This window comes from Burkholderia sp. AU45274 (assembly GCF_030482505.1).
GTDB lineage: Bacteria > Pseudomonadota > Gammaproteobacteria > Burkholderiales > Burkholderiaceae > Burkholderia.
In genome coordinates, this window is the sequence record NZ_JAUJQE010000010.1 from 165324 (window position 1) to 188119 (window position 22796).

Consider the following 22796-nt stretch of genomic DNA (forward strand, 5'->3'; position numbering starts at 1 on the left):
TAGCGACAATATGAAACGAAAGGGCATTATTCTCGCCGGTGGGTCCGGCACCAGGCTTTATCCCGCGACGCAGGTCGTTAGTAAGCAACTCCTGCCTATTTACGACAAGCCGATGATCTATTACCCGCTGAGCACCTTACTGCTCGCGGGAATCCGGGACATCCTGATCATTTCGACGCCTCAGGACACGCCTCGCTTCGAGCAGTTGCTCGGCGACGGATCGCAATGGGGTATCAACCTGGAATACAAGGTGCAGCCGAGTCCCGACGGGCTCGCGCAGGCGTTCTTGCTTGGCGAGTCGTTTATCGGTCGCGATCCGTCAGCGTTGATCCTCGGTGACAACATTTTCTACGGCCACGATTTTGCGTTGTTGCTGCAAAAGGCCGCTGCCAAGACGTCCGGGGCTAGCGTGTTCGCTTATCACGTACAGGATCCGGAGCGTTACGGGGTCGTTGAGTTCAATGACGCGGGTAAGGCCATCAGTATCGAGGAAAAGCCAGAGCAGCCGAAATCGCACTTTGCAGTGACAGGCCTCTATTTCTACGACGAGCACGTCGTAGACTTCGCGAAGTCGATCAAGCCGTCGCCGCGTGGAGAGCTCGAGATTACCGACCTCAACGCGCTCTATCTTAAGGAGGGTACGCTCGATGTGCAGACAATGGGGCGTGGTTATGCGTGGCTGGACACCGGTACGCACGATTCGATGCTCAGTGCGTCACAATTCATCGCTACGGTGGAGCATCGCCAAGGCTTGAAGGTGGCGTGTATCGAGGAGGTGGCATACCGACTTGGTTACATCGATGATGAGCAATTGCTTCGTCTTGCGCAGCCGCTGAGCAAGAATGGCTATGGTCGGTATTTGAAGGACATTCTGAGGGAAACTGCACGATGAACGTGATTGAGACTGCTATTCCCGACGTCAAGATTTTCGAGCCGAGGGTATTTGGTGATTCGCGTGGATTTTTCTTCGAGAGTTTCAACCAACAGGTTTTCGAGGCGGCCGTCGGTCGACCTGTTGTCTTCGTTCAGGACAATCATTCGAAGTCAGCAAAACACGTTGTGCGCGGGTTGCACTATCAGATTCATCATGCGCAAGGCAAATTGGTGCGCGTAGTGGCGGGTGAGGTGTTTGATGTTGCAGTGGATATTCGCCGCGCGTCGCCAACGTTCGGTCAGTGGGTCGGCGTTACCCTGTCGGCGGAAAACAAGCGGCAGCTCTGGGTGCCTGAAGGCTTTGCGCACGGTTTCGTTGTAACGTCCGAGTCGGCTGAGTTTTTGTATAAGACAACCGACTATTGGTACCCGGACGCAGAACGTGCGATCCGTTGGGATGATCCTGCGATTGCGATCGAGTGGCCGGTTGAAGGTGAGGCGATCGTGTCTGCGAAGGATGCGGCAGCATCTGCATTTGCTGACGCTGAGTATTTCTAACTAGAATTTGCTGGTATGTTCGGCGAGGAGCGGTAAATTTGCTCCTCGCGCTGTACTTATGCCGTTGGGCCTACCCGTGAAAGAAATGCCTCCCACTGAGGGAGGATGTTGTCGGGGAGGTATTGCTCCGAAATTGCTGCGCCGCGTTCGATCGCGTGCTGACGCTTCGCGCTAGCTTCAGGTGAGGTCAGCATCCGTCTCAAACTGTCGGTCAAACTCGCCGCACTATGCGCATCGAAGTACTCAGCAGCATCAGCGTAAATTTCCCGGTGCACCGGTATATCCGATGCTGCAACCACACTGCCGCTGCGCATCGCTTCGACGCCCGAAAAATCGAAACCCTCCGCCACACTCGGGCAGACGGTTGCAGTCGCGTGGCGGTAAAGTACCCTCAACTCATCGGCTGGAACCCTTTCCAGTGGGTAGATTGCATCCTGTTCAAGCCAGGGTTGCATATCCCGGATGATTGAGTCAGCGTCCCATCCAATGCTGCCTACAATTATGAGCTTCAGTTCCGGATCGGTAGAGGCTCGAAGTGCCGCAAACGCAGATATCAGCAATGCATGATTCTTTCGCGGCTCAAGCGTCGACACCATCAGTAGATAGCGGAACGTTACGCCTGGCGGGTGCTGAAATGGAGTGTCGCTAATGCTGGTGTTTCGTCTAGTTCGGACTATAGATTCGACGTGACTAGTTGGCGAATCTTCCGAAAAGAAATGGTGTGACACCATATTGGGGATCGTGACGCTGCGTGTTTCAAGCTCCGGAAATACACTCAGCAAATCTTGGCGGGTAGACTCCGATACGCACGCGAAATAAGCTCCTTGCGCGACGTTGTCTGCCAAGGCGCGAAAGTGTGTTGCCTGGTGTCTTGATTTGTTTGCGAAAGCATGCGGCATGAAAATCGGTAGAGCGTCATGATACCGGACCACTAACTTCGTGCCTGGCGCAACCCGGCCAGGATAAGGCGTCTGTGCGATAAAGACGTCGTGCCCAGTGGTATCAATTGTCGGATAAACGGCGCGTTTTCGCCATTTGAGAGACAGCAATCCGGCTGACTGCATTATGTTCCACGGGACCGTGCATACGCGGAACGGGCGTAATGTGACGTGTGAAAAATCCTCGGCTGGCAAGGTTTTACTGAACAGGGCTTGCCACACGTATTCCTCAAAATGACGCGAGTCGAAATGTGTAAGCGGGATCGTGTTGCGTCCGCCGAGTAGAGCGGTCTTTAGCATCAATCCATACGCGACTCGCCTGCGCTTCAAATACAGCTCGATTTCACTCAGCAACTTGTTGTTCGGTTTCGTATCCAGGCTAACGATCGTTCTGGAATATTGATTAAATCGCTCGCTTATGGGGTGCGTGTCGTCGTCCTTGCCGTCATTGGGTAGCAAGGTTCCGGGGCTGAGAAATCGCAGCGATGTTTGAAGCAAGCCGGCAATTTCGATCAAGGGGCTGGTCGCTAGATTGCGGAACAGGAGTCGGGTCTCCTGCGGGATGCCGGCGAAGCCGTCGAGAGCAGGGCGCATTTCCAGTAGAATGCGCCGTCGCGGGGTGTCGGGTGGGTTCGGTTGACTCATTTCTAAATGCCGATGCGTTTGCGCAATTCGAGCAGGCGCGTACGTACTAAGGAGTGCGAGGGGGGCAGGACAACGGTTCCCCCTCGAAACGGAGGTGAGGAGATTGTAGGCGTGATCGCTGGGCGGTGCGAAATTGTGTTTCATGTGCCCGGCTCGTACGCGCGCTGAACTCGCTCCTCTTGGTCGCTCCGACTCGTAAAGTGTAGGTTTGAAGGGGCTTGCGACGTTCCGGCAGCTCGGGGCTTCCGCGGAAGGGGCGGCATTGTAGAGATTTTGTTGTGACTTCGCTACCTTAATTGATGGCGGTTTGCGTGTTGTTATTTTGGGCCGGGTGGTATTCGTTTGGGCTGCAATGTTGTATATTGCAACCGCCCTGCGCGGTCTATTTTGCCTACGGAACATAAAATTTCTGCCGGCCGCCGCATGATTCTACGGATCTGCCTCGGTAGGCTGCTGCCTGTTCTGCTTACAACTCACATTACTTCCCGTTGCTTTACCGCATGCGACGTTCCTTTTTGCTTTTGCAAGGTACGGCTTCGCCGTTTTTCGGGCGCCTTGCGGTTGCCTTGACCGAGCGCGGGCATGCTGTCCGTCGAGTGAATTTTTGCGGCGGAGATGCCTTGTATGGGGGTGTTTGCGATGCTTGGAATTTTACGTCGTCGTCGGAGTTGTTACCGGACTGGTACTCGGAAGTCCTAGCTGGTGGAAAATTTACCGATGTGTTGATGTTCGGGGATTGCCGGCCCATCCACCGCCCGGTGCATGCCGTCGCAAAGCAGGCCGGCGTTGCCGTGCGTGTGTTCGAAGAGGGCTACGTTCGTCCGAACTGGCTCACGTTTGAACAGCATGGTGTCAACGGCCGTTCGCTGCTACCGCGTGATCCGGCGTGGTATCTGGAGCATCGGGCCGACATTCCTGCCAGTGCGCCTGGGCGAGAGACCGGCTATAACCTGCGTGAGCGGGCGTTTCACGATATCCGCTACCGTCTTGCGAATGCGCTGTATGCGTTCCGCTTTCCGCACTATCGAAGCCATCGGCCCCAAAACGGATTCGTAGAGTACGCGGGACTTGCCTCGCGTGCGTTGAAATCGCGGTGGCAACACCGACATGCGGACGAGGTGACCCGGGAGTTGCTGGAGTCGAGGCTGCCGTACTATCTGTTTCCGCTCCAGCTCAACTCGGATACGCAGATCGTCGTCCACTCCGAGTTCGATGGGGTTCGGCACGCGATCGAGCAGGTCATGCGGTCATTTGCTTCACACGCGCCGATCGGGAACTGCCTGGTGATCAAAAATCATCCGCTTGACACGGGGCTGATCGACTATCGCCGCTATGCGCAATCGCTTGCCCGGGAACTCGATATCGAAAATCGGCTGCGCTTCATCGACGCCGGCCATTTGCCGACGCTGCTCGATCACGCGCTGGGTGTCGTCCTAGTCAACAGTACGGTGGGTCTCTCGGCTTTGCATCACCGGCGTCCGCTCATCGCACTGGGCGACGCAATTTATGACATCCCGGGGCTCACGTGGCAGCAAGGGCTGCACTCCTTCTGGAGCGAGGCTGAACCGCCGGATATGGCACTCTATCAAGCCTTTCTTGACTACGTGATTCACCATACACAGATCAACGGTGATTTCTATACGCGTAGAGGTATCGCCATGGCCGTTTCTGAAACGGTACGTCGACTGGAGGCTTCGCGTGTCTAGTGCGATGACGCAGCGAGTCGTGATCACCGGTGCAAGCGCAGGTTTGGGCCGGGCTCTCGCATACGCCTATGCGCAGCCGGGTTGCGTGCTGGGGCTTGTCGCCCGCAATGCGGCGGAACTTGAAGTGACTGCCGAGGCGTGTCGAGCGCGTGGGGCAGAGGTGTTGACTGGCGTGGTTGACGTTCGTGATGCCGCCGCAATTGGCGCCTGGCTGGTCGACTTTGACAATCGCTATCCCATCGACCTGTTGATCGCGAATGCGGGGATCGCGAGCACGCTCGCGTCGGCGGGCGACTGGGAAGGGCTAGATCGTACGTGTGCCGTTGTCGACACAAATTTCTACGGCTCAATGCATACGGTGCTGCCGGTACTTGATCGGATGCGTTTGCGCAAGCAGGGACGCGTCGCGATGGTCAGTTCCTTGGCGTCGCTCCGCGGGATGGCGATTTCGCCCGCATACTGCGCGAGCAAGGCTGCAATCAAGGCATATGGAGATTCGGTGCGGCCACTCCTGGCCCGAGACGGCGTCGGGATGACCGTCATTCTTCCCGGTTTCGTGAGTACTGCGATGAGCGATGTGTTTCCTGGCGACAGGCCATTCATGTGGAGCGCAGACCGTGCTGCGGCCCACATTCGTCGCAAGCTCGACGCCGGGCGCGCTGAAATTGCCTTTCCAAAGCTATTGTCGGTGGGGATGCGCTTGTTGACGATACTCCCGGTTCAGTTGGCCGATGCAATTCTTGATCGCCTGTCTTATCTGCCACGCGAGGAGCGTGTCAATTGAACGGTGGAATCGCGTTGACGCTTGTTGTTGCAGCAGGACTATCGTTCGTGCCGGACAGGATCGCGATGCCGCGAGCAGGTTGGCGTCGTCCGGTAGCCGCGTTGATGCTCCATATTCTTGCGGTATCGTTCGTTTTCGGAATCGTACTGGCCGTCACGTCACGCCCGATCATCTCGGCGTGCACTTCGGTTGCGCTCGTCGGTCTTGTCGCTGCGGTCAGCAACGCAAAGTACGAGTCGTTGCGTGAACCGTTCGTGTTTACCGATCTCAGCCTTTTCAGCCAGCTGTTTTCGCATCCACGACTGTATCTGCCGTTTTTAAGCCTAGGCAAGGTCGCCGCCATCGCAGGCGGGATTGTGATCGTGATTGGTGGTTTCATCGCCGAGCGGCCGACTGCATCAGGTTCCAGTTTCGCAGCGTGGTGGTTGGTCGTTGCATCGCTTTTCGCCGGACAGCTGCTTGCTGCGCGCTTGACGCTGACACTTGAGCCGGCTGCCGATCAGTCCAGGAACGGTTTTTTTGCCGTCTTTGTTGCGTATCTGCTGAACGGTTTGCGTCCATCGACACTGGCGCTTTTCAGGCGCTCGCTCGTGACCGGGCCCTATGCGACCGGGGGACCCCGCCGGCACCCGGACGTGATCTTGATCCAGAGCGAATCGTACTTCGACATGCGTCGTATCAGCGGTGCGCTCGATTCGTCGGCATACGCCTGTCTGGACCGCGCACGCGGCGAATCGGTGTATCACGGAAAGCTGTCTGTGCCGGCTTGGGGGGCCAACACGATGCGCACGGAGTTTGCCGTGTTGACAGGGCTGCCGCAGGCATCGCTGGGATATGCGCGCTTCTATCCTTACGCATTTGTGCGTAATGCTTGCGCATCCCTTGCACGCTGGTTTTCGCGTGGAAATTACGAAACCCTGGCCGTTCACCCGTATTACGCCGATTTCTTCGGTCGGAAGCGCGTATTTCCAATGCTTGGATTCGAGCGATTCCTCGATATCGAACATTTTGCGGCGGCGCGTCGTTGCGGGCCGTATATTTCGGATTCGGCTGTCGCGGATGCGATCGTTGCTGCGCTCGATGCGCCGCGCGACCACCCACAGTTCATCTTCGCAATGACGATGGAGAACCACGGCCCATTGCATCTCGAGCAGGTTTTGCCGGGCGAATCGTCTTCAAGGCATACTCTGGGCGAGGGCGCTTCCTGGCGCGACCTGACTGCATACCTCCGCCATATTGAAAACGCCGACGCTATGATCGGCCGCTTGCTCGATCATTTGCGCGCCGGCGATCGTGAAACAGTCGTTTGTTTTTACGGCGACCATGTTCCCGCGTTACCTCACGTATTCGAAAAGCTGGGCGTTTCTCCACAAACCAGCGACTACTTTATTTGGCGAAATTACGGCACAGATGCTCCAGAATGCCGGAATTTGGCAGCCGAAGAGCTTGGGGCGGCACTGCTGAGTGTGGTACAAGATGACGGAAATCGTGCGGAAGAGCCGTGCGCATCCGAGAAAGCGACATAAAAGATGAACAGTAAGATTGCAATAATTGGGGTGGCTTGTCGGTTTCCCGGGAGCGCTAACAATCTTGGCGACTTCTGGCAACTGCTGCGCGACGAACGCGACGCAGTCACCGAAATCCCCGCCGACCGCTTCGGCACCGATTTCTACCAGCACCCGTCCAAGCGCGAGCCGGGCAAGAGCTACACGTTCTCGGCCGGCGTCGTCGACAACGTCGCCGGCTTCGATGCCGCGTTCTTCGGCATTTCCCCGCGCGAAGCGGCCCAGATGGACCCCCAGCAGCGCCTGCTGCTCGAACTCGCATGGGAAGCGTTCGAGGACGCGGGCGTGCGCCCCGCCGACATGCGCGGCAGCAACTGCGGCGTCTTCGTCGGCGCCGCCAGCATGGATTACGGCAACCGCAACATGGACGATCTGAACGTGATCGATCCATATTCGGCGACCGGCAACACCCTGAGCATCGCGTCGAACCGCGTGTCCTACCTGTTCGACCTGCGCGGCCCGAGCATGTCCGTCGACACGGCCTGCTCGTCGTCGCTCGTCGCGCTCCACCAGGCCGTCAAGGCGCTGCAGTCCGGCGAAGCCGACGTGGCGCTCGCGGGCGGCGTCAACCTGCTGCTGCACCCGTTCGGTTTCGTCAGCTTCTCCAAGGCGTCGATGCTGTCGCCGCGCGGCCGTTGCCGCACGTTCGATGCAACCGGCGACGGCTATGTCCGCTCGGAAGGCGGCGCGTTCGTGCTGCTCAAGCCGCTCGATCGCGCGCTCGCCGACGGCGACACGATCCACGCGGTGATCGCCGGCTCCGGCGTGAACTCGGTCGGCCACTCGCCGGGCGGCATCAGCGTGCCGGGCGCGGCCGCGCAGGCGTCGCTGCTGCGCAGCGTGTACGCGCGCGCGGGCATCGATCCGCAGTCGCTGGCGTATCTCGAAGCGCACGGCACCGGCACGGCGGTCGGCGATCCGATCGAAGCGCGTGCGCTGATCGACGTCGTGTCGGGCGAGCGCCCGGCGGACCGTCCGCTGCTCATCGGTTCGGTCAAGACCAACATCGGCCATCTCGAGACCGCATCCGGCATGGCCGGGCTGCTGAAGGCCGTGCTGTGCCTGAAGCATCGCGCGGTACCGCGCTCGCTGCATTTCGTCACGCCCAATCCCGGGATCGATTTCGACGGCGGGCGTTTGCGCGTCGTCGATCGCTACATGCCGCTCGACGCGGGCGACGCGCCGCTGACGGTCGGCGTCAACTCGTTCGGCTTCGGCGGGACGAACGCACACGTCGTGCTGACGGAGGCGCCGGTTGCAAACGCGGCGTTGGCGGCCGCGCGTGAGCCCGAGCCGACGCAAGCGCAACTGTCTCCGCTCGTGCTGACCGCGCGCAGCGCGAACCCGCTCAGCGCGCTCGCGGGCCGCTATCTGGTGGCGCTCGACAACGGCGGCGACTGGCAGGCACTGGCCGCAGCGGCCGCACGTCGTCGTCAATGGCTCGAGCATCGCGCGATCGTCGCGCCGGCCGACCTGGCCGAAGGGCGCACGGCACTCGCGGCACTGGCCCAGCCGGCAGCGGAAGGCCTGCCGGCCTGCGTGGCAACCGGCCAGGCCCCGGCCGACGCGGTTCGCACCGCGCTCGTCTTCTCTGGCAACGGCTGCCAGTGGGTCGGGATGGGCAACGAACTCTATGCGGAGAACGCCGTGTTCCGCGCGGCGCTCGACGAAGTCGACGCGCTGTGGTGCGCCGATGGCAGCCCGTCGCTCGTCGACGTGATGCGCGGCGGCCCGAGCGCGGAATGGTTGGCCGGCGCGGGTGCCGAATGGCTCGCCGCGACGGAGAACGCGCAGCCGCTGCTGTTCGCGATCCAGGTCGGCATGATTCGCGTGATCGACGCGCGCGGGATGCGTTACGACGCGGCGATCGGCCATAGCGTCGGCGAGATTGCCGCGGCGTGGGTGACGGGCGCGCTGTCGCTCGCCGACGCGGTTCGCGTGATCAAGATCCGCAGCCGCGCGCAAGCGATGACGCGCGGCAGCGGCCGGATGGCGGCGGTCGGCATCGGCGACGCGGCGGCGCGCGAACTGATCGCGCGCCACGGGCTGGCGCGGCGCGTCGAGATCGCGGGCATCAACAGCCCCGACGCGGTGACGCTCGCGGGCGAGCTGCAGGGCCTGCAGGCATTGGAGGCCGCGTTGCGCGGCAGCGGCAAGTTCTTCCAGATGCTGGATCTCGACTACGCGTTCCACAGCAGCCACATGGACCGCATCGAGCCGGTCGTGCTGGCCGAGCTGGCGAGCCTGCGGCCGCAGCCGGGCAACGGCACGTTCGTGTCGACCGTGACCGGTGGCGCGCTGGCCGGCACCGAGCTCGATGCTCGTTACTGGTGGCGCAACATTCGCGAGCCGGTGCGCTTCGGCGACGGCATCGCGCATCTGATCGAGCAGGGCGTCCGGCTGTTCGTCGAGGTCTCGCCGCATTCGATCCTGCGCACGTACGTGAAGCAGGCATTCGCGGCCGCCGGCGCGACCGGCGTGGCGCTGCCGACGCTCAAGCGCGATCACGGCAGCGCGGCGACGCTGCGGCAAGCGATTCTCGCGGCGATCGCGCACGGTGCGAGCGTTGATCCCGACCGCTTCGCGCCGGGCGAAGCGCGTGCTGCATTGCCGTCCTATCCATGGCAGCGCGACCATTTCTGGCTGACGCCGACCGTCGAAGGCTATGGCCTCGTCAATCGTCGCCGCGAGCATCCGCTGCTCGGCTATCGTCTCCACGAGCACGCATTCGCGTGGGAAAACCAGCTCGATCCGGCGAAGCTGCCGATGCTGGCCGATCACGTCGTCGACGGCGGCGTGGCGTTCCCGGGGGCCGGGTACGTGGAGATGGCGCTCGCCGCGGCACGCACCTTCTTCGATACGCCGGATGCGGCGCTCGAAAACGTCGAGATCCGCACGCCGGTGGTATTCCAGCCGCAGCAGGCGAAGCTGTTCCGGCTCGTGATCGAGCCGCGTACCGCGACCTTCACGATCGAGACGCGCGACCGGATGTCCGATGGTGCATGGACGCTGAACGTGACGGGGCGGATGCTGGAAAGCGGCAACACGCTCGGCGATGCGAGCGTCGTGCCGTCCGACGCGCTCGATCGTCTGCTCGCGTTGCCCGCGGCCGACGGCGACACGCTGTATGCAAACACGGCGGCCATCGGCCTCAGCTACGGGCCGGCATTCCGCTGGGTCCGCACCGTGCGGGTCTCCGCGGATGACGGCGCGGCGCTGGCCGACGTTGCCGCGCCGGCAGCATGCGGCGACGCGCGGGCATTGTCTGCCTATCTGCTGCATCCGGCGCTGATGGACAGCGGGTTTCATCCGCTGTTCGCACTGCTTGCCGCGCACGCGCGCGAAGGCGAGCATCCGGCTTACGTGCCGGTGCAGATCGGCCGGGTCGACTATCTGCGCGGCGACACGGTCGAGCGGGTACTGGTGCGGATCGACCGCCACAGCCCGCATTCGATCGTCGCGCATTTCGAATTCCTCGACGCGCGCGGCGCGATCGTCGCGCGGCTCGGCGCATGCCGGTTCCGGCGTGTCGACCTCGTCGGCCGCCGTCAGAACCTGCCCGCGCGCTTCGTCTACCGCCTTGAAGAAGTGCCGCTGCCGGGTGACGTCAATGCAGCCGGTTTGCCGGCCCCCGACGCGTTGCTCGCGCTTGCTGCCGCACGGCTCGATGCAGCCGGGCACGACGGCCGCCGGACGCAGCATCTGACCGAAATCCTGCCGCTGCTCGACGTGCTGGCGAGCCTCTACGCGCTCCGCGCGTTCGATGCGCTCGGCGCGTTCGGCGGGGCATGGCAGCCGGCGGCCGGGCGTGAGGCATTGGCCGCACGTCTTGCCGATATGCTGGTCGAAGACGGTCTCGCTCATCGCGATGGCGCGCTGCTCGTGCGCGACGACGCGGCGTGCGCGGCGTTGCCGCCGCTCGACGAGCTGTGGCGCGGGCTGCTGGCCGAATCGCCGGGTCACGTGGCCGAGCTGACGCTGCTCGCGCATTGCGGCGCGGCGTTGCCGGACGTGCTGAATGGCGCGAAGGACGGCGCCCGCCTGCTGTCGCCGACCGGCCACAGCCTGGTCGAACAACTCCTTGCCGCATCGCCGACGTGGCAGCACGTGCACGCGTTGCTGACCGCAAGCGTCGAGCAGGCAGTCGGCGCATGGCAACCGGCACGCCGGTTGCGTGTGCTCGAGCTGGGCGCGACGGACGGTGACGTGCTGCAGACGCTCGGCATGCATCTCGCGGCCGCGCGCTGCGATCACACAATTGCGGCGACTGCCGGTCAACTCGCCGGGTTCGACGCCGATGCGGAAGCGGCGGTGCGCACGGTTGCGTTGCAGTCGGGCGAGCGGTTGTCGCTGGCGGCCGACGAAGCCGGCCCCTACGACCTGATCGTCGCGAACCGCGCGTTGAGCGGCCGGCACGATGTGGCCGACGCGCTGAATGCAATGCGGTCATGGCTGGCGCCGGGCGGATTGCTGCTGCTGGCCGAGTCGCGTCGCGGCCGTTTCTCCGACATCGTATTCGGCGCGCAGGCTTCGTCGACGGAAGCCGATGCGCCCGTGCCGCTGGCGCCGGCGGATCTCGATGCGGCACTCGAACGCGCGGGCTTCGTCGACGTCGTGCGGCACGTCGAGCAATCGCTCGATCTGGACGGCACGCCGACGTTCGTCATCGCGCGCAACCCCGCGAGCGCTGTGGTCGCGCAACGCGGCGAGGATCCGAGCGATCTCGATACGCTTGCACGCAGCGAGCAATGGCTCGTGATGCACGCACCGGATGCCGCCGGTAGTTTCGGCGGGCGGCTCGCCGATGCACTGGCGCGCGCGGGCTATCCGGCCGATATCGTCGACGTCACGCACGCGGCCGATGCGATTGCGTCGTTGCCGGCCGGACGGCCGGCGCATGTTGTCTTCTGCGCGCCGGAAACGCCGCTCGCCGAATCGGCGACGGGGGATGGCCTGATGGCCGCGCAGCGTAACGGCGTGATCGCTCTTGCGGAACTCGTTCGCACGCTCGGTGTGCAGCCGAACGCGGCCACGCGGCTGACCGTCGTCACGCGTGGCGGCGCGCCGTTCGCCGGGACCGCGAATGCGCATCCGGAACAGGCCACGCTGTGGGGTCTCGGTCGCGTGCTGGCGAACGAGCATCCCGAACTCGCGTGCCGCCTGATCGACGTCGATCGAGCGGCGGACCGGATCCCTGACGCGCTGATTCGCGAGCTGACCGGCGCGGCGGTCGAGGAAGAAGTCGTCCTGGGTGCACACGGGCGGCAGGTGCCGCGTATGCTGACCGCCGCGCAGGCCGCGGCCCGCAACGATGGTGCGATCGCGCGTGCGGCCGTGCTCGCGTTCGACGCGCCGGGCTCGTTGCGCAATCTCGAATGGTTCGCGTTGCCGGAAAGCCCGCTGGGTGACGATGAGGTGGAGATCGAGCCCGTTGCCACCGGCCTCAATTTCCGCGACGTGATGTATGCGATGGGGCTCTTGTCCGATGAAGCGGTCGAGACCGGCTTCGCGGGCGCGACGATCGGGATGGAACTGTCCGGCCGCGTCGTGCGGGTGGGCAACGCGGTGACGGCATTCGCGCCGGGCGATGCGATGCTCGGCTTCGCGCCGGCTTCGTTCGCGACGCGCGTCAGGACGCGCGCGCAAGCAATTGCACTGAAACCCGAGCGGCTGTCGTTCGAGGAAGCGGCGACCGTGCCGACCACGTTCTTCACCGCGTACTACGCACTCGTCGAGCTTGCGCGGCTGCGTCGCGGCGAGCGTGTGCTCGTGCACGGCGGCGCGGGTGGAGTCGGGATCGCCGCGATCCAGCTCGCGCGCCACTTCGGCGCGGAAGTGTTCGCGACGGCCGGCAGCGACGAGAAGCGCGAGTTCGTGCGTCTGCTCGGCGCGGACCACGTGCTCGATTCGCGCAGCCTCGCGTTCGCGGACGAGATTCGCGCGCTGACGGGCGGCCAGGGCATCGACATCGTGCTGAATTCGCTCGCCGGCGAAGCGATGGTGCGCAGCATCGATACGCTGCGGCCGTTCGGTCGTTTCCTCGAGCTCGGCAAGCGCGACTTCTATGAAAACAGCCATATCGGGCTGCGGCCGTTCCGCAACAACATCAGCTATTTCGGCATCGACGCCGACCAGCTGATGGGGGCGCTCCCGGAGCTGACCGCGCGCCTGTTCGGCGAAGTGATGGCGCTGTTCGAGGCAGGCGTGCTGCATCCGCTGCCGTATCGCGCGTTTCCGGCCGAACGGGCGGAAGATGCGTTCCGCTACATGCAGCAGGCGCGCCAGATCGGCAAGGTACTCGTGACCTATCCGTCCGGCACGCCGGCCCCGACGCGCGGCGTCACGCGCGCGGGTTCGCTCGCGCTCGATCCGCTTGGCACGTACCTGGTGGTCGGCGGCACGGGCGGGCTAGGTTTCGCGAGCGCGCGCTGGATGGTCGAGCGCGGCGCGCGCCGGCTGACGCTGGCGAGCCGTTCCGGCGAGCTCGCTGCGGCCGCACGCGAGGAAGTCGAGCGCTGGCGCACGACGCTCGGCGTCACGGTCGATGTCGTGTCGTGCGATGTGACCGACGCCGCGGCGGTCGACGCGATGATCGATGCGATCGTCCGGCGCGGCAGTCCGCTCAAGGGCGTGCTGCATTCCGCGATGTCGATCGATGACGGCCTCGTGCGCAATCTCGACGATGCGCGCATGGCCGCGGTGCTCGCACCGAAGGTGGCCGGCGCGTGGAACCTGCATCGCGCGACGCGCGCGTTGTCGCTTGACCTGTTCGTGGTCTATTCGTCGGCGACGACCTATCTCGGCAATCCGGGGCAGTCGAACTACGTCGCGGCCAACACCTTCCTCGAGGCGCTCGTCGAACATCGTCGCGCGGCGGGATTGCCGGGCACGTTCATGGCCTGGGGGCCGCTCGAGGACGTCGGCTTCCTCGCGCGCCACGCGGATACGCGCGAGGCGCTGCAGTCGCGGATCGGCGGTGCGTCGATCACGTCCGACGAAGCGATGGTCGCGCTTGAACGCACGCTGGTCGCGGGCGCGGCCGGCGAGGCCGTGGTCCGGCTCGACTGGCACGCGGTAGCGCGCGGGATGCCGGCCGCGAAGGCGCGCCGGTATTCGCTGCTGCAATCGCACGCGAGCAGCGGTGATGCGCGCGACGGCGGCACGCAGTTGCGGGAAGAAGTGCTGGCATTGCCGCGCGACGAAGCGATCGCGCTGGTGGCGCGGACGCTGCAGGCGCAGATCGCGCGGATTTTGCACATGACGCCGGATCGCATCGCGCTCGACAAGTCGGTGCTCGACATGGGCATGGATTCGCTGATGGGGATGGAACTCGGCCTCGCGGTCGAGGAAGCGTTCGAGGTCAAGCTGTCGGTGATGGCGATTGCCGAAGGCGCGTCGGTGACGACGCTGGCCGGACGTATCGTCGATTCGATCGGCGCGTCGACCGATGCGGATGCCGGTTCCGCGACGGATGCCGCGCAGGAGGCCGTCGCGGCGCTCGCGGCGAAGCATGCGATCGACGGCGAAGCGCGCGCGATGCTCGATGCGCGGCAGGCGCCCGTGGCGGGCCAGGCGTCGCCGACGCTGGAGGTCGCGCGATGAGCGCGCCGTCCGGGTGGGCGACGCGTCAGGGCACGCTGGCACGGCCGCTGGCGATCGACGGTCACGGGCTGCACACGGGGCGCCGGGTGGGTGTGCGGATCCTGCCCGGGCGTCCGGAAGAGGGCGTGACGGGCATCGCGTTCCGTCGCGTCGCGCAGGGGCGCACGCTCGCGACGCTGCCGGTCGATCCCGCGCTGCGCCGCGCGCAGCCGCTGTGCACGATGCTGCGCAATGCCGACGGCGTCGGCGTTCGCACGATCGAGCACCTGCTCGCGTCGCTGCTTGCATGCGAGATCGATCACGCGATCGTCGAGATCGATGCGGAAGAAGTGCCGATTCTCGATGGCAGCGCCGCGCCGTGGGTGGACGCCATCCGCGCGTGCGGCCGTGTCGCGCTCGATGCGCCGAAGCGCTTCATCCGCGTGCTGCGGCCCGTCGTCGTCACGGACGGCGACGGCGACCAGCGGCGCGAAATGCGGATCGAACCGGCGCCGCGTTACGAACTGAGCGTGCGCAACGACCTGCGTGGCTTCGGCGACATGCACTGGGATGGGGCGCTGACGCCGGCCGCATTCGCGACCGAAATCGCACCGTCGCGCTCGTATGGCCGCGTGAAGTGGGCCGTGCCCGCGATCGTCGCCGGTTATTTGCGCGGCGTGCCGATCCTGCGCGGCGCGCGGCCGTCGTGCACGGCGTCCATCGTCGGCAATCGCGTGCTGGGCGGGATGCGGCTGCCGGAAGAGTTCGTCCGGCATCGCGTGCTCGACCTGGTCGGCGATCTCGCGCTGGCCGGCGCGCCGCTGCTGGCGCGCGTGAGCGCACTGCGGCCGAGCCACGAGATGAATTTCCGGCTGGTGGACGCGCTGCTGGCCGAACCCGATGCGTGGCAGTGGGCCGAGTTTCCCGACGCGTGACACCACGCTTTTTCATGATGCGCGGCGTAACATAGCGCCTTTTCGAGATACAGCGAAGGAAGCAATGGCACTGGGAGAGCATCTTCGCCAGCAACTGGCGGCGAAAGCGCTGAAACGGCAACTGGAGCGCGCGACCGATGCGGCTGCGGCGCCGGGCGTGCCCGGCACGCTGGCCGCGCAGACCGCATCGGCGCGCAGCCGCTTCGAGTCGATGCCGCAGTATCAGCAGGTCCGGATCATGCGCGAGATGGGCGAGAAGCTGCGCGTCGACTCGCCGTTTTTCCGCGTGCATGAAGGCGTGGCCGGTGCGACGACGCAGATCGGCGGCCGCGAGTACCTGAACTTCGCGAACTACAACTACCTCGGCCTGGCCGGCGATCCGGCCGTGTCGTCGCGCGCGAAAGCCGCGATCGACCGTTACGGCACGTCGGCCTCCGCCAGCCGGATGGTCGCGGGCGAACGTCCGGTGCAGCGCGATCTCGAGCGCGCGCTGGCCGCGTTCTACGAGACCGACGATTGCGTCGCGTTCGTGAGCGGCCATGCGACGAACGTGACCGTGATCGGCGCGCTGTTCGGCCCGGGCGATCTGGTCGTGCACGATTCGCTCGCGCACAACAGCATCGTGCAGGGCGCGCAGCTGAGCGGCGCGAAGCGGCTGAGCTTCGCGCACAACGACTGGCAGGCGCTCGACGAACTGCTGTCGCGCGTGCGCCGCGAATACCGGCACGTGCTGATCGCGATCGAAGGGCTGTACAGCATGGACGGCGATTTCCCCGACCTGCAGCGTTTCGTCGACGTGAAGACGCGCCACGGCGCATTCCTGCTGGTCGACGAGGCGCATTCGCTCGGCGTGCTCGGCGCGACCGGCAAGGGCATCCGCGAGCACTGCGGCGTCGCGCCCGACCAGGTCGACATGTGGATGGGCACGATGAGCAAGACGCTGGCCGGCTGCGGCGGTTTCATCGCCGGCTGCCAGCCGCTGGTCGACATGCTGCGGCACCTGGCGCCGGGCTTTCTGTACAGCGTCGGGCTCGCGCCGACGCTCGCCGAAGCGTCGCTGGCCGCGCTCGAGCGCCTGCAGGCCGAGCCGGAGCGCGTCGCGCAACTGCAGGCGCGCGGGCGGCAGTTCCTGACCGAGGCGCGCGCCGCCGGGTTGAACACGGGCACGAGCGCCGGGTTCGCGGTCGTGCCGGTGATCACGGGGAGCTCGCTGAAAGCCGCGCAATGGGCCAATGCGATGTTCGACGAAGGGATCAACGTGCAGCCGATCTTCTATCCGGCCGTCGAGGAAAAGGCCGCGCGCCTGCGCTTCTTCATCTGCTCGACGCATGAGCCGGAGCAGATCAGCCGGACGGTCGCCGTGTTGTCGCGTCTCGCGGGGCGCAGCGCGTGACGCTGGCCGGTGCGTTCGCGCACGCGGTGCCGCGCGCCGGTGAGCGCGTGCGGTTTCGCGCGGCGGATGCGGATGATGCGGCTGCGTGCGGACCGCTCGTGTTTGCGTCCGGCGTGGCCGAATTCGGGTTCTTTCTCGGCGAAAGCGATGCACGCTGCGTTGCGTTTTTGCAGCAGGCGTTTCGGTCGCGTTACGGGCGCTTCTCGTGGCGCCGGCATCGCGTCGCAGTCGCCGACGACGGCACCGTGCTCGCCGTGATGGCGATCCACGACGGACAGCAGACGATGTTCGACGACGCGCATGTCGTGTGGGCGCTGGCGCGCTTCTTCGGCGTGCGCCGCACGATCGGCCAGTTGCTGCGCGGGCTGATCCTCGAAACGGAACTCCCGGCGCCGAAGCGTTCGCAGATCCTCATCGCGCATTGCGCGACCGACGAACGGCAGCGCGGCACGGGTATCTTCAGTGCGCTGTTCCGCGATGCGCTCGATTCCGGCGCGTTGCCGGCCGACGGCAGCCGCGACGTCGTGCTCGACGTGCTGACGCGCAACGTGCGGGCCCGCGCGCTGTACGAGCGGCTGGGGTTCAGTGCACTGCCGCGGCCGCGTGCACGGTCGCGTCGGCTGCCCGTCGAGTTCGATTCGATCCGGATGCGGTTTTCTCGCCGCGCCTGACGGCGCGAGTGACAGCCCGTCGTGCTACTTGTGCCGCGGACTGAACGGCCGGCGGTGGGTATGTTGGCATCTTGTGCGAGCGTGGTTGCCATTCGCACGAATAGCACACCGACGCGCGTGGGATGACGTTCGATCGCGACGGCGTCAGCCGCCCAGCGGCAGTTTCCGGATGATCGCGTCCACACACTCCGAGGGACTTGCCTCGGCCGTCCTGACATGAACGTCAGGGGACTGCGGTGGCTCATAGACGGAATCGATGCCGGTAAATTGGCGAATCGCGCCTTGCCTTGCCAACGCATAGAGTCCCTTCGGGTCGCGAGCCTCTGCGACTTCGAGTGCAGTATCGACAAAGACCTCGATGAACGTACCGGCCGCAAAGCGCGCCCGCGCTTTGGCGCGCGCCTCCTGGAATGGTGAGATCAGCGCAGCGATGACGACGAATCCGGCATCCACAAGCAGCCTCGCCACCTCGGCGGTTCGCCGGATATTTTCATGGCGATCGGCATCGCTGAATCCGAGATCCCGGTTCAGCCCCTCGCGCAGGCGGTCGGCATCCAGCAGATAGGTGCGAAGTCCGCGGCCATCGAGGTGTTCCTGTAGCAAAGTCGCCAGCGTCGATTTGCCTGCGCCGGAGATACCGGTCAGCCACACCACGAAGGCGCGATCCTGTTTTCCGTCCGGACTGGTGGAGCAACCGTTCGTCGGCGTGGCGGGTGACAAATTCTTGAAATCCTGGGGCATTTCCGATGTGAGGTGCGGGCGACCGTGAAGTTGCATTCTTGGGTTCGGTTTACTCCTGGGGCGGATTGTAACGCGACGGAAAGTTTGTAATCCCTTCCTTTTTTAACGAATTGCTTCGTGCACGTGTGTCTGATACCGCCGTCTCGATGCGGTCAACGGTATCAATGCGCTACTTGTGCCGCGGCCCGAACGGCCGCTGCTGCACATCGGCCCCCTGCGCAACGATCGCCGTGCTCTCCGGTACTTCCTCCCACGCGCCCCGCAAGTCGACGAGCGGCTCGGACACGACCATGAACGCGTCGTCGCCGGCTTCGGCGATGCGCGGGTTGTGCGGATACAGCTCGTGCAGGTGCTTGAACGACGTACTGTGGAACAGCGAGCGCGACTGCCGTTCGCTCGAATAGCGCACCGCGATGATCCGTTCGCCGTCGGTCGCGCAGATCGTCATGTTGAGCGGGTCGGCCACGCGATGCCGCGCGGCGCTCTCTTCGACTACGCCGACCATCCTCTCGAGCGCCGGTAGCGGCGTCTGCTCGAGGCCATAGGTCAGCGCGAGGCGGAACATCAGTTCGGAGTCGGTCGAGCCTTCGAGCGTCGGGAACAGCGCGGGATCGACCTTCATCGTCAGGTCGCGGCGCAGCTTGTGGAAATCGCGGATCAGCCCGTTGTGCGCGAACAGCCAGCGGCCGTGGCGGAACGGGTGGCAGTTGGTTTCCTGCACGGGGGTGTCGGTGGCCGCGCGGATGTGCGCGATGAACATCCGCGAGCGGATCGCGCGCGCGGCTTCGCGCAGGTTGCGGTCGTTCCACGCGGGATGCACGGAGCGGTAGCGGAACGGGAGTTCGTCGGGGCGCCCGTACCAGCCGATGCCGAAGCCGTCGCCGTTGGTGGTCGTCGCCCCCAGCTCCGAATGCAGGCTCTGGTCGATCAGCGAATGCTTCGCGCGGAACAGGACAGTCTCGAGATGAAGCGGATTACCCGTATAGGCGAGCCAGCGGCACATGGAGCGCTCCTTCACGATGGATCGTTCGCAGCATGGTAGCCGACTTCGCGGCGCATCCGTGCCTGGGCGCACGCGGCCGGTCATTCGGGCAGGTAGGCTGGCCAATCTTCATACATCGGGCGCCCCTCCGGATGCGCGATGCGCAACCGGCGGCCATGCAGCCCATGCGGCCAATGCGGCCGGGCGTCACCGCCTGACGGCGACGCCGCGGCCGTCAGGTTCACTCGCCGAGCGCGTCCATCACCCGCGCCGAATAGACGAGCGCCGCACCCGCGTTCAGCGCAATCGCGACGCCGAGCGCTTCCGCCACTTCCTCCTTGGTCGCGCCATGCTTGGCCGCTTCCGCGGTGTGCACGGCGATACAGCCGTCGCAGCGCGTCGTGACGGCGACCGCGAGCGCGATCAGTTCGCGCGTCTTCGCGTCGAGATGGCCCGTCTTGGCGCCGGCGCCCGACAGCGCCTTGTAGCCGGCCAGCGTATCGGGCGACAGCTTGGCGATCTCGCCGATGCGCGTCGAGAGTTCCTTCCGGTATTCGTTCCAGTTCAGCATGATGCGTCCTTTCGAGTAGGGGTGAGGAGGGCGGCGGGGGCCGCGATCTCGGGCGATGCAGGGCTATTCTGATCGCTCGCGCTGAGGGTTTCGATACGCTAGAGTGTCAATTTTTAGCGCAATCGTCTCATGGACGCGTTGAGTCAACTCCTGTCGCTGGGCCGCAGCCATGTCGAGCTCGACGTGCGCTGCTTGCTCGACGGGCCATTCGCGATGCCGCACGACCCGCTGCCGTCCGGCGAGGCGGCATTTCACCTGGTGCTGGCCGGAACCTGCCGGCTGCGTACCGCGGACGGGCGCACGCTGCAGCTCGCCGACGGCGATTTCGTGCTGCTGCCCGCGGGTGGCGCGCACGACCTGCTCGACGCGGGGGCCGGCCGATCGCGGCCGGCTGCGGCGCTGCGTGAACAGGGCGCCGGCGGCGGCGCGGTGCTGCCGGTCAAGTCGAATCTCGATCCGGCCGAACCGGGCGGCGCGAGCGTGGACCTGCTGTGCGGGCGGTTCGTCTATGCGCGCGGCGCGGGCGAATTGCTGATGCGCACGCTGCCGCACGTGCTGCATGTCGGGTTGCGCGAGGCGTCGGGGTTCGCGCCGCTGCAACTGCTGACGAGCGTGCTGCGCACCGAGGCGTCGAACGGGCAGCCGGGCGCCGGCGCGATCGTGAACGCGCTCGGCCAGGCGCTGCTCGCGTACGCCCTGCGCGCATACGGGCGGGGTGCGCGCGTGCCGTCGGGCTGGCTGGCGCTGGCGGCCGACGCGCGGCTCGGCCCGTCGGTCCAGGCCGTGCTGCAGGCGCCGGAAAAACCGTGGACGGTGGAGTCGCTCGGCGACGCCTCCGCGATGTCGCGCGCGACGTACGCACGCCATTTTCGCGAGCGGGCCGGGATGAGCGTCGGCGCGTTCGTCGCGCAGATCCGGATGATGCACGCGTGCGCGCTGCTGCAGGATACGCAGCGCGGGCAGGCGGAAATCGGTCAGGCGGTCGGCTACCAGTCCGAGGCTGCGTTCGGCAAGGCGTTTCGCGCGGTGCTCGGCACGACGCCGGGACGCTGGCGGCGGGCGCAGCGCGGCATGTAAGACTGCAAGCGACGCTGTCGTGGCACGCGCCAAAGCTGCTACCATGCGCGAAACGAAGTTCAACGAAAACGATTTCGAACAAAAAGAAAGAGAGGGCAAAGCAATGAACCAGACCACCATCCAGCAGCCGTCGTTCGCGTTCGTGGCCGCGTCGTGGGCCGCGCTGCTCGCCGGTTTCGCGGCATTCCTGATCGGTCTCTGGAACGCCGGCATGCAGCTCAACGAGAAGGGCTACTACTTCACCGTGCTGGTGTTCGGTCTCTATGCGGCAATCTCGCTGCAGAAGAGCGTCCGCGACCGCGCGGAAGGCATTCCCGTCACCGGCATCTACTACGGCCTCAGCTGGATCGCGCTGCTGCTGTCGATCGCGCTGCTGGTCGTCGGCCTCTTCAACGCGACGCTGCAGTTGAGCGAGAAGGGCTTCTACGCGATGTCGTTCGTGCTCGCGCTGTTCGGCTCGGTCGCCGTGCAGAAGAACACGCGTGACTTGCAGAACGCGAAGCCGCGCTATCCCGACGCCGAATCGGCGCCGTCCGTCCAGGAGTGACGGCACGCGAAGCGGGCGCCTTCGAGGGCGCCCGTTTTGCGACGACGGTCGTGGGCGAACCCGCATTCGCCGATGCGCGGCGGGCTCCCCGCCCATTCGTTTCATCCATGCCGGTGCGCATGACGATGGAGATATTCCGGATGCCAGACTTCACAGAAACCACGCGGCACACCCGCGCGGCGGCCCGTGCCGTGGCGGCGCGGGCCGCGCTCGTGCTGGAGACGAACAACCTGCGCGGCGGCGCGGGGCTCGTGCAGGCCGTCGACAGCCTGAAGCGCCTCGTCTCGGCGCTGTCGAAGCAGACCGTGCCACCCGCGGCACTCGCGCAATGGATCATCACGCATGACGGGCTGCCGGCCGATGCGTGCCAGGAGATCGCCGCGCTGGCCGGCCGCCCGATCGACTTCGTCGAGATCGGCGCAAGCACCGGCTACTACGATGCGAAGAACGACGGGTTCGACCGCGTCGACGCGGCCCGTTGCGACATCGTCGTGTTCGGCGATGCCGATTGCAGGCCGGCCGACGACTGGCTCGAGCACCTGCTCGCACCGTTCGCGCGCGAAGCCGACGATGCGCCCGTCGCGGTGGCGGGGCGCACCAGCTATGCGCCGAACGTGCTCGGCATCGCGCTGACGTCGATCGATTTCATGTATTTTCCGAGCCCGCTGCGTGACGGTGCGACACGCAATTTCTACGCGAACAACGTCGCGTTCCGGCGCGACGTGTTCGCGCAATTCCGCTACGAGCCGCTCGACGGCGTCTATCGCGCGCATTGCCAGGTGATGGGGCTGCGGATGCAGGCAGCCGGCGTGGCCGTCGAGTTCGCACCGGCCGCGCACACCGAACATCGGCTGCCGGACACGCAACGCGAATCGCTGAAGCTGCGCTGGATGCGCGGCGAGGACAGCGTCGGGCTGACGCCGTATCTCGTGAACGCGTACCTGCCGCGCGGCTGGCAGTGGCTCGGTCGCAGCGGCCCGCTCGGCCCGTTCTGCGTGATGGCGATGCGGCTCGGCTACAGCCTGCGTGCGCTGAATCACCAGGAGTTGCCGCAGCTTGGCGTCGTCCGCTATCTCGCGGCCGTCGGCGTTACGATCGCGGCGTCCGCCGTCGATACGCTCGGCGCACTCGCACGCGGTTTCGGTCTCGCCGGGCGTGCATCGGCCCGGCGCGATCTCGACGCGCTGTCCTATCACCGTCATTGAACCGGCGCCGCGCATCACGCGCGG

At 65.2% G+C, this 22796-nt stretch carries 16 protein-coding genes; 12 read left to right on the forward strand and 4 right to left on the reverse strand.

Features of this window, described 5'->3' with window-relative positions; translation table 11 throughout:
• The first annotated feature begins 10 nt into the window (after positions 1-10).
• Both rfbA and rfbC read left to right on the forward strand, forming a co-directional pair.
• Positions 11-892, forward strand: coding sequence for a glucose-1-phosphate thymidylyltransferase RfbA (gene rfbA, locus QZM35_RS29645; RefSeq protein WP_174973308.1), 882 nt, complete (start codon positions 11-13; stop codon positions 890-892).
• Positions 889-1431 carry a dTDP-4-dehydrorhamnose 3,5-epimerase gene (gene rfbC / locus QZM35_RS29650; protein ID WP_174973310.1) on the forward strand — a complete coding sequence of 181 codons (543 nt, stop codon included), beginning with the start codon at positions 889-891 and terminating at the stop codon, positions 1429-1431. Before rfbA ends, rfbC begins: the two co-directional genes overlap by 4 nt.
• Positions 1432-1487: 56 nt before the next feature.
• On the opposite strand, the gene QZM35_RS29655 is transcribed toward rfbC, so the two are convergent.
• On the reverse strand, positions 1488-3014 hold the full coding sequence (locus QZM35_RS29655; protein WP_174973313.1) for a glycosyltransferase family 1 protein: 1527 nt from the start codon (positions 3012-3014) through the stop codon (positions 1488-1490).
• A gap of 500 nt (positions 3015-3514) precedes the next feature.
• Here QZM35_RS29655 and QZM35_RS29660 point away from each other — a divergent pair, with 500 nt between their 5' ends.
• The 7 genes from QZM35_RS29660 (at position 3515) to QZM35_RS29690 (ending at position 17649) form a co-directional block, all read left to right on the forward strand.
• Positions 3515-4720 carry a capsule biosynthesis protein gene (locus tag QZM35_RS29660; protein WP_174973315.1) on the forward strand — a complete coding sequence of 402 codons (1206 nt, stop codon included), beginning with the start codon at positions 3515-3517 and terminating at the stop codon, positions 4718-4720.
• A complete protein-coding gene (locus tag QZM35_RS29665) occupies positions 4713-5504 on the forward strand; it encodes an SDR family oxidoreductase (protein ID WP_301777354.1) in 792 nt (263 codons plus the stop codon). The genes QZM35_RS29660 and QZM35_RS29665 overlap by 8 nt, the downstream gene beginning before the upstream one ends.
• Positions 5501-7030, forward strand: coding sequence for an LTA synthase family protein (locus QZM35_RS29670; RefSeq protein WP_301777355.1), 1530 nt, complete (start codon positions 5501-5503; stop codon positions 7028-7030). Before QZM35_RS29665 ends, QZM35_RS29670 begins: the two co-directional genes overlap by 4 nt.
• Before the next feature lie 3 nt (positions 7031-7033).
• Positions 7034-14671, forward strand: coding sequence for a type I polyketide synthase (locus QZM35_RS29675; RefSeq protein ID WP_301777356.1), 7638 nt, complete (start codon positions 7034-7036; stop codon positions 14669-14671).
• Complete coding sequence (locus QZM35_RS29680) at positions 14668-15585, forward strand: UDP-3-O-acyl N-acetylglycosamine deacetylase (protein WP_089430657.1); 918 nt, start codon at positions 14668-14670, stop codon at positions 15583-15585. The genes QZM35_RS29675 and QZM35_RS29680 overlap by 4 nt, the downstream gene beginning before the upstream one ends.
• A 64-nt stretch (positions 15586-15649) precedes the next feature.
• A complete protein-coding gene (locus QZM35_RS29685; protein WP_039361294.1) occupies positions 15650-16978 on the forward strand; it encodes an aminotransferase class I/II-fold pyridoxal phosphate-dependent enzyme in 1329 nt (442 codons plus the stop codon).
• On the forward strand, positions 16975-17649 hold the full coding sequence (locus QZM35_RS29690) for an N-acetyltransferase (RefSeq protein ID WP_301777357.1): 675 nt from the start codon (positions 16975-16977) through the stop codon (positions 17647-17649). The genes QZM35_RS29685 and QZM35_RS29690 overlap by 4 nt, the downstream gene beginning before the upstream one ends.
• 144 nt (positions 17650-17793) lie before the next feature.
• On the opposite strand, the gene cysC is transcribed toward QZM35_RS29690, so the two are convergent.
• The 3 genes from cysC to QZM35_RS29705 all read right to left on the reverse strand — a co-directional run bounded on the left by cysC (position 17794) and on the right by QZM35_RS29705 (position 19943).
• Positions 17794-18426 (reverse strand): adenylyl-sulfate kinase, encoded by a 633-nt coding sequence (gene cysC, locus QZM35_RS29695; protein WP_254600195.1) that lies wholly within the window; start codon positions 18424-18426, stop codon positions 17794-17796.
• A 133-nt stretch (positions 18427-18559) separates the two neighbouring features.
• Entirely contained in the window at positions 18560-19393 is an 834-nt protein-coding gene (locus QZM35_RS29700; protein WP_089424591.1) for a class II glutamine amidotransferase, read from the reverse strand.
• 220 nt (positions 19394-19613) lie between these two features.
• Positions 19614-19943, reverse strand: a complete 330-nt coding sequence (locus QZM35_RS29705; RefSeq protein ID WP_011351062.1) for a carboxymuconolactone decarboxylase family protein — start codon at positions 19941-19943, stop codon at positions 19614-19616.
• A gap of 129 nt (positions 19944-20072) precedes the next feature.
• Between QZM35_RS29705 and QZM35_RS29710 the strand changes: the two genes are divergently transcribed.
• From QZM35_RS29710 to QZM35_RS29720, 3 genes are all read left to right on the forward strand, one after another.
• On the forward strand, positions 20073-21020 hold the full coding sequence (locus QZM35_RS29710) for an AraC family transcriptional regulator (RefSeq protein WP_175018990.1): 948 nt from the start codon (positions 20073-20075) through the stop codon (positions 21018-21020).
• A 103-nt stretch (positions 21021-21123) separates the two neighbouring features.
• Positions 21124-21567: an inner membrane protein YiaA gene (yiaA, locus tag QZM35_RS29715; protein WP_069249222.1), complete on the forward strand. Its 444-nt coding sequence runs from the start codon at positions 21124-21126 to the stop codon at positions 21565-21567.
• A gap of 140 nt (positions 21568-21707) precedes the next feature.
• Entirely contained in the window at positions 21708-22772 is a 1065-nt protein-coding gene (locus QZM35_RS29720) for a glycosyltransferase family 2 protein (RefSeq protein ID WP_301777358.1), read from the forward strand.
• The last annotated feature ends 24 nt before the right edge of the window (positions 22773-22796 follow it).

Coding starts and splice junctions, on each gene's coding strand:
- cysC (WP_254600195.1), bottom strand. CDS start 18,426: ATGCAACTTCACGGTCGCCCGCACCTCACATCGGAAATGCCCCAGGAT.
- QZM35_RS29710 (WP_175018990.1), top strand. CDS start 20,073: ATGGACGCGTTGAGTCAACTCCTGTCGCTGGGCCGCAGCCATGTCGAG.
- yiaA (WP_069249222.1), top strand. CDS start 21,124: ATGAACCAGACCACCATCCAGCAGCCGTCGTTCGCGTTCGTGGCCGCG.
- rfbA (WP_174973308.1), top strand. CDS start 11: ATGAAACGAAAGGGCATTATTCTCGCCGGTGGGTCCGGCACCAGGCTT.
- QZM35_RS29655 (WP_174973313.1), bottom strand. CDS start 3,014: ATGAGTCAACCGAACCCACCCGACACCCCGCGACGGCGCATTCTACTG.
- QZM35_RS29685 (WP_039361294.1), top strand. CDS start 15,650: ATGGCACTGGGAGAGCATCTTCGCCAGCAACTGGCGGCGAAAGCGCTG.
- QZM35_RS29705 (WP_011351062.1), bottom strand. CDS start 19,943: ATGCTGAACTGGAACGAATACCGGAAGGAACTCTCGACGCGCATCGGC.
- QZM35_RS29720 (WP_301777358.1), top strand. CDS start 21,708: ATGCCAGACTTCACAGAAACCACGCGGCACACCCGCGCGGCGGCCCGT.
- rfbC (WP_174973310.1), top strand. CDS start 889: ATGAACGTGATTGAGACTGCTATTCCCGACGTCAAGATTTTCGAGCCG.
- QZM35_RS29680 (WP_089430657.1), top strand. CDS start 14,668: ATGAGCGCGCCGTCCGGGTGGGCGACGCGTCAGGGCACGCTGGCACGG.
- QZM35_RS29700 (WP_089424591.1), bottom strand. CDS start 19,393: ATGTGCCGCTGGCTCGCCTATACGGGTAATCCGCTTCATCTCGAGACT.
- QZM35_RS29660 (WP_174973315.1), top strand. CDS start 3,515: ATGCGACGTTCCTTTTTGCTTTTGCAAGGTACGGCTTCGCCGTTTTTC.
- QZM35_RS29675 (WP_301777356.1), top strand. CDS start 7,034: ATGAACAGTAAGATTGCAATAATTGGGGTGGCTTGTCGGTTTCCCGGG.